Here is a 16152-nt window from a genome sequence, read left to right on the forward strand (position 1 = left end):
GAATCTGACTGCCGGGTGAACGTGAGTCCATATATCTCTCGAAGAGTGTTCATTAAAGAAAATGACCTGCAAATTTAGCACGGCTGCGAGAGTTGGAAAACACTGGCCTTAGGCACTGCGGCAGCAGCATAAGTCTTCGTGAGAGTGTGACAGTCCTCATCTTGAAGATGGGGTGGGGGTCAAGCCTTTTCTCCCATGCATTAAGACGGCTCTCGCACTTAGCTTTGCATTCACTATCCTTGTAATGTGCTACCCATCTTTTTTAATTGCCTCAATGATTTCAGCAATCTTTTCATCGGCTTGATTGTGGGGCAATTGGCATGTGCCTGCTGCGCGGTGTCCGCCGCCCCCGTAGCGTGCCATAAGGGCTCCGACATCGGTCTTAGATGTGCGGTTGAAGATGCTATGTCCAACTGCAACGGCTACAAACTCACCTTGCTTGCCGTCCATAATGCGCACAGAGATATTTGCAGTTGGGAAAAGCGCATAGATGAGAAATCGATTCCCCACCGGTGTCTGCACGTTTCTAAAATCTGTAATTACCACATTGCCATCTTGCCTAGAATGCTTGAGCAAAGCCTCTCTGAATGCTTGCTCATCTTCTTTGTAGCGCTTGATGCGTTCCTTGATGTCTGGTAGCTCCATAATCTCCTCTGCAGAGTATTGAGCCATCCAATCGACCAGTTTCATCATCAGCTCTTTGTTGCTGATGGTATAGTCATGCTGTTTACCTAAGCCTGTGCGTGGATCCATGAGGTATGACAGCAGCACCCAGCCTGAAGGATTGGTTACATCTTCTGGCGTCAGATGCGCGGAATCCGTCTTATCTACCTCAGCAATAATCGGCTTGAAGCGCTCGAGCTTATCGGCTTTGCCTTGTGTTGCATAGTAGTTATAGACCACGCGTGCAGCGCTTGGCGCCACCTCGTATCGCCCTTTGAAAGTAATATCTTCATTGCGCACTGCTTCGCTGGCGTGATGGTCGAACCACATTGCTGCGTCTGGGTGATACGGTAAGTTACAGATGATATCCTCGTTTGTAACCTTGATTTTGCCGTCTTGCATATCCTTCGGGTGGCAAAATTCAATGCTGTCGATGGGTTCAACCTGCTTGAGGAGCACGGCACAGACAAGGCCGTCGAAGTCAGAACGGGTCAGGACTCTCATAGTGCGTGTTTGTCTAAGTTGGGAAAGCCGTTGTGTGAAGTTATAGATGCCGTCTGAGTTTTAAAAGCCCGTTCTGCTGCTATGTGAGATTGCAAAGGTACTGCGTTGACGCTCTTTATTTCGCCGCCACCAGCATCACTTCTCTCTTTTGCAAGGCAAGGAATTGAACACTTCCTCTAATACCTGCTGTTCTTGATTTAGCTACACTTTTGCACTCGCTCTAAGGCAGTGAGACCGCTTTTTGGTATATTGCTGCACGACTCGTAACGCAGACAAACATCCAAGATGGAAATTACACTCAACCATTACCTTTGGCTCTCTGCATTTATGTTCACAATGGGCGTCGTTGGCGTGTTGGTGCGGCGCAACGCAATTGTGATTTTTATGTGCATTGAGCTCATGCTTAATGCAGTTAATCTTTCGTTTGTTGCTTTCTCTCATTTCCTAAGCGACCTTCAAGGTCAAATGATGGTCTTTTTTGTCATGACCGTTGCAGCGGCTGAGGCAGCTGTAGGCTTAGCAATTATCATCTCGCTTTTTCGCAATCGGCAAACCGTCAATGTCGACGAAGTCAATCTACTCAAAGGTTAACTGCCAACTTCGCTCATCAAACTTAGAGACTTAGGAAGTCTATGCACGAATATGTTTTCCTTGCAATCCTCTCCCCACTTTTTGGCTTTCTTATCTGTGGTCTGCTTGATCGATTAGGATTTGTGCGTGGAGTGTCTTCTCGTGAGTTTTTCACTGGGCTTCTTTCGACGCTTAGTGTTGTGGTGTCTTTTGCAATTGGCATTGGTCTCTGGCTCGAGCTTTCAGAGCTTCCCGAAAACCTACGTCTTTTTGTCGTGCCCATCTATGAGTGGTTTGCTGCAGGTGATTTGCGCATCAGCCTTGCCTACCAGATCGATTCACTGTCGGTTACAATGATGCTGGTGGTAACGGGTGTTGGCAGCTTGATTCATTTTTACTCCATTGGCTATATGCATCGTGACGAAGGCTTTGCACGATTCTTCAGCTACCTCAACCTTTTCATTTTCGCCATGCTCAACCTTGTGCTTGCTGCCAATATGCCGCTAATGTTTTTGGGCTGGGAAGGCGTTGGGCTATGTTCCTATCTTTTGATTGGGTTCTGGTATGACCGCTCTTTCGAGGGTGTCGGCATTGCGACCACCACCGATGCTGCAAATAAAGCCTTCATTATGAACCGCGTTGGCGATTTTGCAATGCTAACTGCAATGTTTTTGCTTTTCCAGAAAATTGGCACGTTGGATTTCAACGCTATTTTAGAGCAAAAGTCTCTTCTTGACGAGACTCATTTATTCTGGATTACGCTGCTCATTTTCATTGGCTGCACGGGCAAGTCTGCGCAGATTCCACTCTACACATGGCTACCTGATGCCATGGCCGGCCCAACTCCTGTTTCCGCATTGATTCATGCGGCGACGATGGTCACCAGCGGCGTGTATCTGATTGCACGCCTTGCTCCGCTCTATGTCATGTCGCCCGCTACCATGCAACTGGTTGCAACAATCGGCGCCCTGACTGCAATTCTGGCAGCCACAATTGCACTGGCACAGTACGACATTAAGAAAGTCTTGGCATATTCTACGGTCTCACAACTGGGGTATATGTTCTTAGCACTGGGGGTCGGGGCATTTTCAGCCGCCATCTTTCACTTAATCACCCATGCTTTCTTTAAGGCGTGTTTGTTCTTGGGCAGTGGCTCGGTTATTCACGCTTTGCATGAAGAACAAGACATTCGTAAGATGGGTGGCCTTCGAAGTGCTATGCCTGCTACATCGCTTACCTTTCTTTTAGGCTCACTGGCGCTGGCTGGTGCACCGCTCACGGCTGGCTTCTTTAGCAAAGATGAAATTCTGGCACAGACCTTTGCATCAGGTCAATTTTTGCTCTATGGCGTTGGTCTTGTTACTGCAGCCTTTACAGCCTTCTACACGATGCGCCTCTATGCCCTCACCTTTTTAGGTGCGCCACGTTACTCGGCTTCATATCACCCGCACGAGTCTCCATTTACGATGACACTGCCTTTGTGGCTACTTGGCGTGCTTTCTCTATTAGGTGGCTTACTTAATCTTCCACCTGTGATAACGGCGCATGGCTTTTTGCATCAATGGCTTCAATTTCCCTCATCGCCTCATTCCCTTTCTCACTCAACTGAATGGGTGCTACTTGCTCTCTCCAGCTTTATTGCGTTGGTTGGACTTTTTGCAGCATATTCATTATACTCAAAATCGCCTGTTGAGACTGACAGCGCTTGGCGTTCCTTGCTCTCCAAAAAGTATTATATTGACGAGCTTTACGAGCGGCTCTTTGTGCAACCGTTCCAGCTTTTGCTGGTTCGCACCAGTCAAGCCGTAGAGCAAACGGTGCTTGAAAATGTATTCAGTGGCTTAGGCAAGCTGGTGCTGAGTTTGGGGGAAGCCTTGCGCAGTATTCAATCAGGCATTGCTCAGAATTATGCGCTCGCCATTACGCTCGGCTTGATGATTATACTGAGTTTTATTCTGGTGAGCCTTTCATAGTTAGCACATAGCTGGCGACGCTTTTTTAACACTGCAATGGCAGACCAAATGCATAGCGCCTCTGATGGGCAGGGGAATGACGTTTCTGTCAGCACACTGACAACTGAGTTACCTGCTTCTATACTCAGCGTTTTCTCAGAAACGCGAGGCGAACTTGCACGTCGTTTGCACTATCGCTCTCCGAAACTCCTCGCCGATGAATTGCAACACGATCTCCAGAAACTTTCTGTTGCCAAAGGCACAGAAAAGCTGCAAGGCGTTTCTTCAGCACTGTCTAGTGCGCTTTCCGTATCATTTGTTGCAATTGCGCTTTTTAAGGACGATTTCTCAGTTGCTTTTGCCCACTTCTATGCAGTCGAGCCAAGTGAGGCCGCACGTGGAGGCTTTCTTTCGCATCTTTCTGCAACCGCTGCACAGCGGCGTGCATTCTACGAGAGCCTCTTGCAGCAGAAGCGATACCGTTTCCAAAACGCCTATTGCTTTGAACAATCAGATTTAGAATCCACACTGGGCATAGCACAGATACCCGTGCCGTTTGTGGAGTTTAGGCCGAACATTGAAACCGCTAACCTGCCCCTTTCATCACGAAAGACAAAAACCTCTTTGCTCGAGCGCGTGCGTCAGCAGCCCACTACGACACCACGCAAAACTTCTCTGCGCAAAATCCCACTCGAGATTCTCTTTATGTTCTACAACGCCACTGCGTCGCAGAGCGAAAGTGGCAAGTATGCTGTGCTACTGCCGCTGCGCCGGTCAAGTGGCGAGCTGTTTGGCGCCATCTTTATTGGGCGGAGCTTACGTAACGTTGCGCTATCGCAAGAACAAGTTCTGGAGTTGGAGCAAGTTATCGACCAATTTGTTCAGGCTGCCAGTGTCTCCTTAGAGCCACTGCTTTATCAGCCAGCTGAACCGCCTACAGCAGTGGTCTCTGAGCCTGAGGCACTGTCTCCATCTGTTGAGAACCTATCGCCTGCACCAACCGCAACAGACACCCCATTTCTTCAAGGCAATGAATCCGATAGCACCACTGCACTTGACCTCTTGATTTCGCTCTCGCGCGAGATTAGTGAGCAGAAAACGATTGACGCAAAGGTGCAGACGATGGGGCATGCACTGGTGCATCTTTTTGGATTTTCACATTGTGCTTTTGTGCTTTTTCCACAAAACGATGAGCAGCCTCAGCGCTATGCATATCACCTAACCAATGAAGCGCCGCTGCGCGTATTTCTTTCTCCACATGCGACCTTGCCACGCTATGTGTGCGATTTCGTTGCTTTTTCTCCTACGCTCAAACTCAGTGAGGCTTACTGGCTTAGTGGCACTCAAGTCTCCGCCATTCAGTCAGCGCTGGAGACTGGTATTCGCGTCTCAGAAGAGTGGCTATCGCCCGCACTATGCCAAAAACAGATGACTCGCTTTTTTGACGATTACGACATCGGACTGTTTTTCTTTCTCACCTCTGGCAGCAGTGTACTGGGATACCTGACCTTAGACTTGCCTTCTCCCACTCAGGCAGCACACAGCTTAAGTGATTCGCTGCCACAGACTTTGAAGGCGGTGGCATTGCTTAGCGAGACGCTGGCTCGTGAAATTTCTCGCCTGCTTACGCAAACAGAGCAGCAGCGCTATGAGCTGCAGACCAAGACCTTGCACGACCTGCTGGATTCGCTTTTTCTAACCAGCTTACGCATTCAATCGGCAAAAACGATTGCTGAGAAGTTTGCCATCGTTGGTGAAGCAATTGTAATGGAGCTTGGCTTTAGTTCTGCCTCAATTGTGCTGTACGACTCGACGGGACATGTTGTAGCATCTGAAATTTTCGCGCACCCTCAGACCGATGAGGAAACAGAGAAAGCTCGCTTCAGCCAGCGCTACCAGATTGGACGCCCTGTTCCGTTTCGCACGCTTGAACGCATTTTTTCACCGCACTTCTCAGCGGGATACTGCTTTGCCTTTGACCGAACTGCCCTTTACACCAACGGTGCATCTGGTGCTGCAGGTACGCGTGCTCTGCGGGCGTATTTCAAAGGCAGTGAGCAAGTCCAGCTTATGTTTCCGCTCTATTCGGAGCGTAAGTCGTTGATGGGCTTTATTCGCTTAGGGAAGTGGCTGCTACCTGCCGAAGAAGAGCTGACTGCAGAGTTTATCGAGCGCACCAAAGTTATTGCACTTTTTGCAGAGCGGCTCTCGCAAGAGTGCTCGCTTCTACAAATCGAAGCCCAGCGCGCTCAAGAACTTGCGGCTAAACAGCGCCTGAGCAATACCCTCACTCTCCTTTTTGAGGGCAGCAGTCAAATTTCGCAAGCTACCTCGCTTAGCGAAAAGCTCCAGCGACTGACGCAGACGCTCACGCAGGCTGCGGCACTGGATTTTGCAGGCGTCGTGCTATACGATGACCTTAGTGGCACTGTGCGACATGGCACTTGCTATTGCTCTCATCATCTCTCGGAAGCCTCTCGAGCACTTGCCAAAGAAAGCTTCAAGCCCGGCGCTAAGGTAAACCGTGCTGCCTACAATGCCATTTTCAGTAACGATCAATTTCGCATTCAATCGCTTAAAGTCTACTGCGTTGACCTGCGCCAAATCAATTCTCCTCATTCGTCCCTGAAAGTAAAAGGCACTTCATACCAGCAGGTTGTAGAAATCAGTGAATGCTCACCCTGCGCCGATGGGAAAACCAACCTTGCTCGTTACCTTTCTGCTATTGCGACTGGCAAAGAGGCTGATTACTTTACGCTGGTTGTGCCGCTCAACATCGGTGCACGCACTGACCTGCAAACCACCGGCTTTATCTCCTTAGGCAACTTCCTGGACTGCCAAGACATCAGTGAAGCAATGGTACGCCTCACGGCTATTGACCTTTTTATCAGTGTGGTCGAGGCCGACCTTACAAACTTTTTGCTCACGGAAACACTCACGCAAGAATCGCAGCAACTGTTCCAAAAAAGCCTTTTCATTCAGCGACTCTTGGAACTTGATGTACGACTCAACCAGCCGATTTCCCTGCACGACAAGATCAAAATGGTCTGCGAGCGCTCCGTTGAGCAGTCGAGCTTTCGCTATGTGCTTGCAGCGCTTCTTAACAAGAGTGAGCAAACGCTCACCGACTTTTACTACATGGAGCACCCTGAGCTTGTAGCTTTCTCTGATGACCAGCCCAGCAAGTCTATCGCACCGCTTATTCAAAGCTACACACAAGGCGTCGCCACCTACAACCCGCTCTTTCTTGAACTCTCGCTTAGCGAGCGTAATCGGGTAGGACAAGCTGGCAATGCTTACTGCTATGACTTGCAGTGGCTGGAAAATGAAATGCTGCGGCGCTCACATAGCACTGTCTCAGACTTACCTCCTGCCCTTTCGCCCGAAGAAGCATTTGCTGTCTTTTGCGGCAAGGTTGAGCGAGAAGATAAACTTATCAATTTCATCATCCCGCTTATTGGCTCTCAGGGCAAACTTTATGGATTTCTCTCTTTGGGCAGAATGCTAGCGCGTGTCAAAAAGTCAGTGCAAGACGTTCTGGACGATGTGCGCCTCATTGAGCTTATCGCCAGTAGCTTAGCTACGCATCTGGAAAATTTAGAGCTAAATGAGACGCTTACTGCCTCTGAAGCCAAATTCCGCAATCTGGTTGAGAATGTCGAGTATGGCTTTCTCATTTTCGACAAAGAGCAAAGGATTGAGTATGCTAATGCCTGCATTAAGCGTCTGCTCAATCGCGGTAACGATCTGCTCATTGGTTTTCGCTTGGAAGATATTGCTCACCCCGATTCACTTGAGGCTGTTCGTCGTCAAACTGCCGTGCTCTACTCAGGTAGTATCGCTTCAGAAGATTTGATTTGGCTGATGACCAGCACAGGTGACGCAATCCCGTTCAAAATCTCGTCAGAGCCGCAGTTGGTTTTGCGTGCCAGTGGTGAGGTCTCAGTGGTCGGCGCCTTTAGCGTGCTGATTGATATGCGCAAACAGCTAGAGCTTGAGCGTCAGCGAAAAGAGCTGGAGACCATTCGCAATAACTTTTTTGCAATGGTCGTGCACGATATGAAAGTGCCACTTTCTGCCATCTTCGGCTACAGCGAAATGCTGCGTCAGATGGACCTGAAAGCTATGCCTGTTGAAAACCTGCGCAACATTATTGACCAGATTCACCTCTCCTCGAGCAATATTACGCGCCTTGTTCAAGAAATCTTAGACTTCTCCAAGTATGAATCTCGAATGGTGAAACTCGACTATGTCAAAACTAACCTCGAGCTTTGCCTTGACCTTGTCTTGGAACAGAACCAATTTGACATGCGCGCAAAAGGCATTACCCTGCGTAAGGTTGTTGCACCAGAGGACTTCACTTTCTACTTTGACTTCGACAAAATTGCACGCGTCATTACTAACATTGTCAGCAACGCCATCAAGTTTTCCTACCGTGATTCACAGATAGAAGTGCGCTTGGAGAAAGTTATAGAGCACTATCACCCCTTTGCTCGCTTGATGGTTATTGATGCAGGCGAAGGTATTGCCCCAGAAGAAGTAGAATTCATCTTTGACGCCTACCGACAAGCTAACTCCAAACACGGTTCTCGCGGCACAGGACTGGGGCTTTCTATTGCCAAGCAAGTGGTTGAGCTACACGGCGGCAAAATCTGGGCAGAGTCCGAACTTGGTAAAGGCACGACGGTGGCTTTCACTTTGCCGATGCACCAAGAAGTGCCGCCTGTTAAGGCAGCCCCTTCTCCCAAAGAGTTTTTCACCATCAGGTAATTTTCACTTTACTCTTTCCGAAATACTTTTGCCTTGTAGGAAGAGTAAGAGGTAATCTTCACTGCCTGTCTTACTGTCTGTCCCCGAGAGCTTAAATCCACCAAAGGGGTGCACACCGACCAGCGCTCCAGTGCACTTGCGGTTAAGATACAAGTTGCCGACAAAAAATTCTTCGCTTGCGCGCGTCAACTTCTTCGGATTTTTGCTGTAGACGCTTCCTGTTAGACCATACTCCGTATCGTTTGCAATTTTTAAGGCTTCATCAAAATCTTTGGCTTTGATGCAAGCCAGCACTGGCCCAAAAATCTCTTCCTGTGCAATGCGGGCATGTGGCGCCACATCTGCAAATACCGTTGGCTGAATGAAATATCCTTTGCTTTTGTCGCAAGTGCCCCCTGTCAGCAAGCGCCCCTCGCTTTTGCCAATTTCAATATACTGTCGCACTTTCTCGAAGGCGCGCTCACTGGAGACAGCCGTCATTTCTGCATTACTTTCAGCATCACCGACTTTGATTGCTTCCACTCGTTTTACCAAGCGTTTGAGGAACGTGTCATAGATTTTGGCATCAATAATCGCCCGTGAGCAGGCTGAACACTTCTGACCTGAAAACCCAAAGGCAGATACTACCACCCCCTCCACCGCTGCATCAAGGTCTGCTTCTCTATCTACAATAATGGCATCTTTGCCTCCCATCTCCGCAATCACTCGCTTTATCCACTGCTGACCTTCTTGGGTTTTTGCGGCTTGCTCATTGATTCGTAGTCCGACTGCCTTTGAGCCTGTAAAGGAAATAAACCGTGTCTTAGGGTGCGTTACTAATGCTTCGCCTAACTCTGCACCCCCGTGCAGAAGATTTAACACTCCCTTCGGTAATCCCGCTTCCTGCAAAAGCTCATAGAAGCGATGTGCAATCCACGGTGCATCAGGCGATGGCTTGAGCACAACCGTATTGCCAGTAACCAGTGCCGAAACGGTCATACCGCATAGAATTGCTAGCGGGAAATTCCACGGTGGCAATACTACGCCGACTCCCAGCGGAATGTAGATGAATCGATTTTTTTCCTTACCTAACCACTTCGGCGCAGGAGTCACAGGCTGTTCTCCGCTTAGGCGCAAAGCACTGCGTACATAGAACTCTATAAAGTCAATTGCCTCGGCTGTATCTGCATCCGCTTCTACCCAATTCTTACCGACCTCAAAAACCATCGTAGCTGAGAACTCATGCTTTCGCTTGCGTAGCATTTCGGCTGCTTTGAGCAGAATCTTTACACGCTTTTTGGCAGGTGTTTGCTTCCACTCTTCGAAGGCCTCGGTTGCTGCCTCAATTGCCCGATGTGCATCTTCGATGGTGTTCTTCGGAACTGTCGCTACCACTTGACGGTAGTTACAGGGATTGACTGAAGTGATTCTCTCTTCCCGCCACACTTCGCTGCCTGCAATGAAAGAGGGGTAGTCGCCGCCTAACTGTGCCCGCACCTTTTCCAGCGCTCGCTCCATTGCGCGCCGCTCAGCTGGCTTTGAAAAATCTGTTGGCGGTTCATTAACGAAGGGAGAGAGCTTTAAAGCAGGTTTATGGTGTTTTTTCTTGTCTTTCATTGCCGCAGGTTGTTGGTTAGCATTTGTGCGGCAAACTTAGCAAAAGTTGCTCAAATTGTCCGTAGGGTTATGGCGCTTAGCGAGGACAGAAAAGAACTGACTGTCGAGAGATACACCTCTGTTCGCAATTAGGGTTTAAACTCGCCTCTGAAAATTTTGGCTGGGTCAACTTCAAAGCGCGGTTCAAGCTCGGTCTTCAAGATAGCCTCGAAAGCGTCTTTCTGGCTATTCTGGACTCTGATTATCGCAACACTTCGGCGCAAGACACGCTTGCCTTTTTGGGTTGCGGTGGTATTGAAAAAGAAGTGATACTCCACATAGCCTTTCTTCGGCTTAGCAAAGTAGTCTGTGATAGCCCCCCATTTAAGCAAGGACTTGCGATAAATGTTAATGCTTAGATAAATTCCCTCGTCAGTTACCAGCCGCTGCTCAGACGCCCATGCACCAATAAACCAAAAGATACTTGCTAAGAAATAAAATCCAAACTTCACCGCAGAATCTTCATCGCCGATTGCTAAGGCAATTAGCGCACAAACGACTTGCACAAATGCATAAATGCTTGGCATTAACGGATAGCCCCAGAGTGCACCATGACGAATGGCAAGCTTTACCTGCTTGATGCGAAATCGATTGAAGAGGGACACCAGTGCGAAAACAGGCATAATGAGTATGACCGCAAAGAAGAAGTAGCTCTCAATGGTCATCACAAGACTTTTCAAATCCATACCCTTTACTCCTGAAAGGTTTGTTCATTTTTTCGCTGCTCTGAATTTAATCCAGCATAAGAATTTTTCAAGGGCGTAAATCGTTTTTTCAGGCGCATCTCATCGCACATTTTCAGGTTGCGCCTCTCCACTCACTCTTTATCGCCTCTAAAATTTGGCAAATCCCTCGGACATTTTGAGCAGCAGCTATGGTTCACACACAGCTTGTGCACCACCCTACACATATGCAACTCTTCTACCTTAGTGAGTGTAGCAGACTTTGGTGCGGCAAACGTTTTGCGCCAGCAGAGAATGCAATAGACAGAATTCGCCGCCATAGCCTTGTTTTCGCAGGATTAGGAAAATCGCTAAATTGAGCAAATTTTTGCATAGAACTCGAAAGTTGCGCCGCTCCGTGATGCTCAGCACGAAAATCTAAGAGACCGTATATGCACTTTGAACAAAGAACCATAGACCCAAACCTTAGCACTGGGCCTTCTCACCCAAACCACACACCTTCTGATGGCTTAGCGGCTCGGACACTTCACAACTCTGCCAAGATTGACCCACAAAAGCTGGCTTTCGCATATGAATACTGCCGAACCATCTCGTGGAAACATGCCAAAACCTTTTATTTCGCCACACACTTTTTGCCAGCTCAAAAGCGCCCACCTGTCTATGCTGTTTATGCACTCTGTCGTTATGTAGATGACCTTGTTGACCGTTCAGAAGAGGGACGCAAAGCACTCACAAAGGAGAAAATTGCCGCACTGCTTAACCAGTGGCGCACTGACTTAGAGCTTTGCTACAGCGGTGTCATTCTTGACAACCCGATTATGCTGGCGTGGTATGATATGCTGCAGCGCTACGCCATTCCAAAGTCTCTGCCCTTAGAACTTATTGATGGTGTTTGTATGGATTTAGCGGTCAGCCGCTACCAAACATTCGAGGAGCTTTATGTCTATTGCTACAAGGTTGCTTCTGTAGTTGGCTTAATGACGTCGGAGATTTTCGGCTACTCAAGTAAAGAAGCACTCAGTTATGCCGTCAAGTTAGGGATTGCTATGCAGCTAACGAACATCTTGCGCGATGTTGGCGAAGATGCTCGTAAGGGGCGAATATACCTGCCTTTGGAAGACCTTGCGCGGTTCAATTACACGGAAGAAGATTTATTCCGAAGCGTGCTTGATGAACGCTTTATTGCGCTGATGAAATTTCAAATTGCGCGCGCTCGGCGCTATTACGACGATGCCGACGCAGGCATTCCTCTTCTTTCAAAGGATAGCCGCCTTGCCGTGCGCGTCAGCAGCGTCAATTACAGAAAAATCCTCGAACGCATTGAGAAAAACCGCTACGATGTCTTTTCCCGACGTGCCTTTGTTTCCCTCACTGGAAAACTCATCAGTTTACCTTACCTTTGGATCAGCACGGCGCTCTCATAGCTGAGCTGGACCGCTTTGGCGCCCAGCCCAAATGCGCCAGAAAGGAGAATAGCTATGGAGGTCATTGGTCGGTCACGCGGTCAAGTTATCTTGAACGCAAGCTTGGAACACGTTTTTCCTTTCTTTGCAAACCAGAAAAAAATCTTGTCCTTCAATCCCTTCTGCCGAGAAGTGTCTCCTACTGAGATTGACAATGTCTACCGCTGGGATTTTGAGATTATGGATCCGCAGTCCCATCCGATTCATTTGATTTTCTTCGTGGAGCAAATTGAGCAATTTGTGCCCAACCTCTCACCCGAGACACATAGTCAGATTTTTTGGAGAGAATATCCTGTCGTCGTTGAAGGCGAGATGCCTAATGACCACACTTTCATCGGTAGAGCGAATGGTGAAATGCTTCTGAAACCGCTTTCGGCTACGGAGACATTTGTCGATGTCAGTATGCAAATCCATGTGGATTTCGATGTGCCTGTGTTGCTCCGCTTTTTTCCAGAGCCAATTATCAAGGTTATGTCAGAAGCGGCAATGAGCTTTGGAATGCAGCACGTCTCACGCAAGATGCTGGAGCGCATTCGCCAAGAATTTGCTTGCACTATTCTGGACACCACAAACTTTGGCACGGCTAGCGTGCGCAACTAATTTTAGCTGTGCTTGTTGCACGCTCTTTCTCTAACCCCAGCACAGCGGCAACAGTATGGCAAGGCAGGAGACTGTGGACAAGACACTTGGAGAAGCTTATCTCACTTTGCACCATTTCTTGCATTTTTGCACAGAAGGCGCTAAATTTGCAGCCCTTTGATTATGAAGCATGCTGGTGTAGCTCAGTTGGTAGAGCAGCTGATTTGTAATCAGCTGGCCGGGGGTTCAAGTCCCTCCACCAGCTCAGCGTGAGCAGAGCTTGGCGGAAACCCAAATGCCGTCACTCCGAACAAGCTCACAGGGTTTGTGCTGCGCCAGTCACGCAGCATTCAGCGCATGGGTAGGTAGCGAAGTGGTCAAACGCGACTGACTGTAAATCAGTTGACTTCGGTCTTCGGAGGTTCGAATCCTTCCCTACCCACGCTGTTCAAATGGGTGCTGATGTAGCTCAGTTGGTAGAGCACGTCCTTGGTAAGGACGAGGTCACCGGTTCAATCCCGGTCATCAGCTCGCAGGCGATGTAAGCACGCGCCCGTTTGCACAACACAGCGCACAGGGTGCTTTTTGGCACACGCTGCTTGCATCAACCCACATACGGGTGTAGCTCAATTGGTAGAGCAGCGGTCTCCAAAACCGCAGGCTGTGGGTTCGAGTCCTACCGCCCGTGCGCTCTGAAACGATTCAAGTGAACCTGATATGTCAGAGAAAAAGCTCTCCCTGACAGCACGCATTGTAAACTACTACCAAGAGGTAGTCAGTGAAATGAAGAAAGTGACTTGGCCTAGCCAAGAAGAGGTCAAGGAATCGACACTAGTGGTGCTAACAGTGTGCGGTATTCTGGTGCTGGGTACTTTCATCGTCGATGAAACTCTGAGTTTTTTGATTAGGAAATTGGTATCGCTGCTTTAAATCACATTAGGGGGATTAATATGGCAGAGCCTGTCCAAGCCAATACGGAACAGAAGGCAGATACAGTTTCGCCCTTAGCTAGCGAGAGAAAGTGGTACACGGTTCGAACCTACTCTGGGCATGAGCGTAAGGTTAAGGAGCACATTGACCGAGAGGTTGCAAAGCAAGGCCTGCAGGACAAGCTCGCACAGGTCTATATTCCATATGAGAAGTTTGTGGAGGTCAAGGATGGCAAGAAGAAAAGCCGCACCAAAAACGCATTTCCGGGTTATGTGTTGGTTGAAGCCGTCTTAGATAAGCAGGTCAAAAACCTCATCTTGGAGACGCCCTCAGTAATTGGCTTTCTTGGGGTCAAAGATACACCAACCCCGCTGCGTCCTGAAGAAGTGAAGCGTATTTTGGAGCCACAAGAGTCTGATGAGCGGCGCATTTCAATGAAAGCTCCTTTTGAAGTTGGCAGCACAGTCAAAATTATTGATGGGCCGTTCAACTCGCTGGTGGGTGTGGTGCAGGAAATCAATGCCGAGAAAATGAAGGTCAAGGTGCTTATTAACTTTTTCGGACGCAGCACCCCGACCGAAGTTGATTTTTCGCAGGTCAAGCTGGTCACAGGAAATTAAAATCGCAATTTCACAACATAACTTCAGCAATGGCAAAAAAAGTTGTCGGATACGTCAAACTTCAAATTCCAGCAGGACAAGCTAACCCTGCCCCTCCTGTCGGCCCTGCTCTGGGTCAGAAGGGTGTGAACATTATGGAGTTCTGTAAGCAGTTTAATGCCCGAACCGCTTCTCAGCAGGGTCTGATTATCCCTGTTGTGATTACGGTTTATTCCGACAAGTCCTTTACTTTCGTTACCAAAACGCCGCCCGCATCGGTTTTGCTGCTCAAAGAGGCGAAAATTGAGAAAGGCTCTGCCGAACCGAACCGCACTAAAGTTGGCAAGGTTACGCGCGCGCAGATTCGTAAAATTGCGGAAATGAAATTGCCTGACCTCAATACCACATCTCTTGAAGCTGCAGAGCGAATGATTGAGGGCACGGCAAGGAATATGGGCATTGTGATTGAAGGATAACCTATCTCTTCTAACTGTGGGAGACGCGAAAGCGTCGCCAAAACCACTTCTTTAAGATGGCAGGAAAAAAATATCAGCAAGCGCTGGCAAAAATTGACCGTACCAAAGAGTACGATATTGCCGAGGCTGTTGCAAAAATCAAGGAAATCAGCACCACGAAGTTCGATGCTACCGTCGATATTGCAATGCGCTTAGGCGTTGACCCACGGCAAGCCGACCAAGTGGTGCGTGGCACCGTTACTTTGCCACATGGCACTGGCAAAACCGTGCGTGTCCTTGTGCTTTGCAGAGAAAACAAGCAACAAGAAGCCAAAGACGCAGGCGCAGACTATGTTGGCTTAGCCGAGTATGTGGAGAAAATTCAAGGTGGCTGGACCGATGTTGATGTCATTATTGCTACACCTGATGTGATGGCTGAAGTTGGTAAGCTTGGTAAGGTGCTTGGGCCACGTGGCCTGATGCCAAACCCGAAATCTGGCACCGTAACGATGGACGTGGGCAAAGCCGTCCGCGAAGTCAAAGCTGGTAAAATTGAGTTTCGGGTGGATAAAGCAGGCGTCGTGCATGCTGGCATTGGCAAGGTTTCGTTTGATGAAAAAAAACTGGCAGAAAATGTGCAAGCATTTATTAGTGCTATCGTGCGTGCTAGGCCAGCTGCCGCAAAGGGACAGTATATCAAGAGCATTTACCTTTCAAGCACGATGTCGCCGAGCATCAAAATCAAGCGCGAGGTGGCAGGATAACTTATAAACCTTGACGAGAAATGAAACGACCAGAAAAAGAAAAAATCGTCGAGCAAGTTGCTGAGAAAATGAAGCGGGCGCAAGCGGTGTACTTCACTGAGTTTCAGGGTATGACTGTTGAGCAAAGCCAGGCGTTGCGTAATGAGCTAAGAAAGGCAGGCATTGAGTACAAGGTGGTAAAGAATACGCTCATCAAGAAAGCAATTGAGCGTGCCAACCTGTCCGACAAGCTCTTTTCCGTTCTGAAGAACACGACTGCAATTGCCTTTGGATACGATGACCCGATTGCGCCTGCGAAAATCCTAAAGAAATTCTCAGAGGAAAATGACAAGCTGAAATTCAAAGGGGCATCGGTCGATGGGCAGGTCTTTGACCACACCCAGCTGGCTACGATTGCCTCTATGACGAACAAGGCGGAAAACATCGGCAAGGCTATAGGCATTATCAACCAGACTATTGCCAGCGTGCCTATGACTATCAATGCCGTTATGCGCAACTTGGTCAGCGTCTTAGACCAAATCGCCAAGCAAAAAGCCGCTAACGCGTAAGTTTATGACGGACTATTACGCACTCAATTCAATTAAC

At 48.6% G+C, this 16152-nt stretch carries 13 protein-coding genes and 4 tRNA genes; 14 read left to right on the plus strand and 3 right to left on the minus strand.

Annotation, left to right across the window (positions count from 1 at the left end):
- Positions 1-249 precede the first annotated feature (249 nt).
- Positions 250-1167: an exopolyphosphatase gene (locus NZM05_00350; GenBank protein ID MCS7012070.1), complete on the minus strand. Its 918-nt coding sequence runs from the start codon at positions 1165-1167 to the stop codon at positions 250-252.
- Positions 1168-1452: 285 nt separating this feature from the next.
- Between NZM05_00350 and nuoK the strand changes: the two genes are divergently transcribed.
- Genes nuoK through NZM05_00365 form a run of 3 tightly spaced genes read left to right on the plus strand, consistent with a single transcriptional unit; the run spans position 1453 to position 8459 of the window.
- Positions 1453-1758, plus strand: coding sequence for an NADH-quinone oxidoreductase subunit NuoK (nuoK, locus tag NZM05_00355; protein MCS7012071.1), 306 nt, complete (start codon positions 1453-1455; stop codon positions 1756-1758).
- Between the two features lie 41 nt (positions 1759-1799).
- The gene (nuoL, locus tag NZM05_00360) at positions 1800-3710 is read left to right on the plus strand and encodes an NADH-quinone oxidoreductase subunit L (GenBank protein ID MCS7012072.1); all 1911 of its coding nucleotides are present in this window, start codon (positions 1800-1802) and stop codon (positions 3708-3710) included.
- 36 nt (positions 3711-3746) lie between these two features.
- Complete coding sequence (locus NZM05_00365) at positions 3747-8459, plus strand: PAS domain-containing sensor histidine kinase (GenBank protein ID MCS7012073.1); 4713 nt, start codon at positions 3747-3749, stop codon at positions 8457-8459.
- Positions 8460-8462: 3 nt separating this feature from the next.
- Here NZM05_00365 and pruA read toward each other — a convergent pair whose 3' ends face one another.
- Both pruA and NZM05_00375 read right to left on the minus strand, forming a co-directional pair.
- Positions 8463-10055 carry an L-glutamate gamma-semialdehyde dehydrogenase gene (gene pruA, locus NZM05_00370; GenBank protein ID MCS7012074.1) on the minus strand — a complete coding sequence of 531 codons (1593 nt, stop codon included), beginning with the start codon at positions 10053-10055 and terminating at the stop codon, positions 8463-8465.
- 128 nt (positions 10056-10183) lie between these two features.
- On the minus strand, positions 10184-10780 hold the full coding sequence (locus tag NZM05_00375) for a hypothetical protein (protein MCS7012075.1): 597 nt from the start codon (positions 10778-10780) through the stop codon (positions 10184-10186).
- A gap of 428 nt (positions 10781-11208) precedes the next feature.
- Between NZM05_00375 and NZM05_00380 the strand changes: the two genes are divergently transcribed.
- The 11 genes from NZM05_00380 to rplJ all read left to right on the plus strand — a co-directional run bounded on the left by NZM05_00380 (position 11209) and on the right by rplJ (position 16115).
- Positions 11209-12201 (plus strand): phytoene/squalene synthase family protein, encoded by a 993-nt coding sequence (locus NZM05_00380; protein MCS7012076.1) that lies wholly within the window; start codon positions 11209-11211, stop codon positions 12199-12201.
- Between the two features lie 54 nt (positions 12202-12255).
- Complete coding sequence (locus tag NZM05_00385) at positions 12256-12840, plus strand: hypothetical protein (GenBank protein MCS7012077.1); 585 nt, start codon at positions 12256-12258, stop codon at positions 12838-12840.
- 171 nt (positions 12841-13011) lie between these two features.
- Positions 13012-13084: transfer RNA gene (locus NZM05_00390), tRNA-Thr, on the plus strand.
- Positions 13085-13178: 94 nt separating this feature from the next.
- Positions 13179-13261: transfer RNA gene (locus NZM05_00395), tRNA-Tyr, on the plus strand.
- Between the two features lie 16 nt (positions 13262-13277).
- Positions 13278-13350, plus strand: a tRNA-Thr gene (locus NZM05_00400).
- Positions 13351-13434: 84 nt separating this feature from the next.
- Positions 13435-13507, plus strand: a tRNA-Trp gene (locus tag NZM05_00405).
- Between the two features lie 29 nt (positions 13508-13536).
- Positions 13537-13749 carry a preprotein translocase subunit SecE gene (gene secE / locus NZM05_00410; protein MCS7012078.1) on the plus strand — a complete coding sequence of 71 codons (213 nt, stop codon included), beginning with the start codon at positions 13537-13539 and terminating at the stop codon, positions 13747-13749.
- A 20-nt stretch (positions 13750-13769) separates the two neighbouring features.
- A complete protein-coding gene (nusG, locus tag NZM05_00415) occupies positions 13770-14369 on the plus strand; it encodes a transcription termination/antitermination protein NusG (protein MCS7012079.1) in 600 nt (199 codons plus the stop codon).
- Between the two features lie 29 nt (positions 14370-14398).
- Complete coding sequence (rplK, locus tag NZM05_00420; GenBank protein ID MCS7012080.1) at positions 14399-14824, plus strand: 50S ribosomal protein L11; 426 nt, start codon at positions 14399-14401, stop codon at positions 14822-14824.
- A 56-nt stretch (positions 14825-14880) separates the two neighbouring features.
- Entirely contained in the window at positions 14881-15567 is a 687-nt protein-coding gene (gene rplA / locus NZM05_00425) for a 50S ribosomal protein L1 (protein MCS7012081.1), read from the plus strand.
- Positions 15568-15587: 20 nt separating this feature from the next.
- Positions 15588-16115 (plus strand): 50S ribosomal protein L10, encoded by a 528-nt coding sequence (gene rplJ, locus NZM05_00430; protein MCS7012082.1) that lies wholly within the window; start codon positions 15588-15590, stop codon positions 16113-16115.
- Positions 16116-16152: the final 37 nt, after the last annotated feature.

It is taken from the genome of Chloroherpetonaceae bacterium (genome assembly GCA_025056565.1).
Taxonomy (GTDB): Bacteria; Bacteroidota; Chlorobiia; order Chlorobiales; family Thermochlorobacteraceae; genus Thermochlorobacter.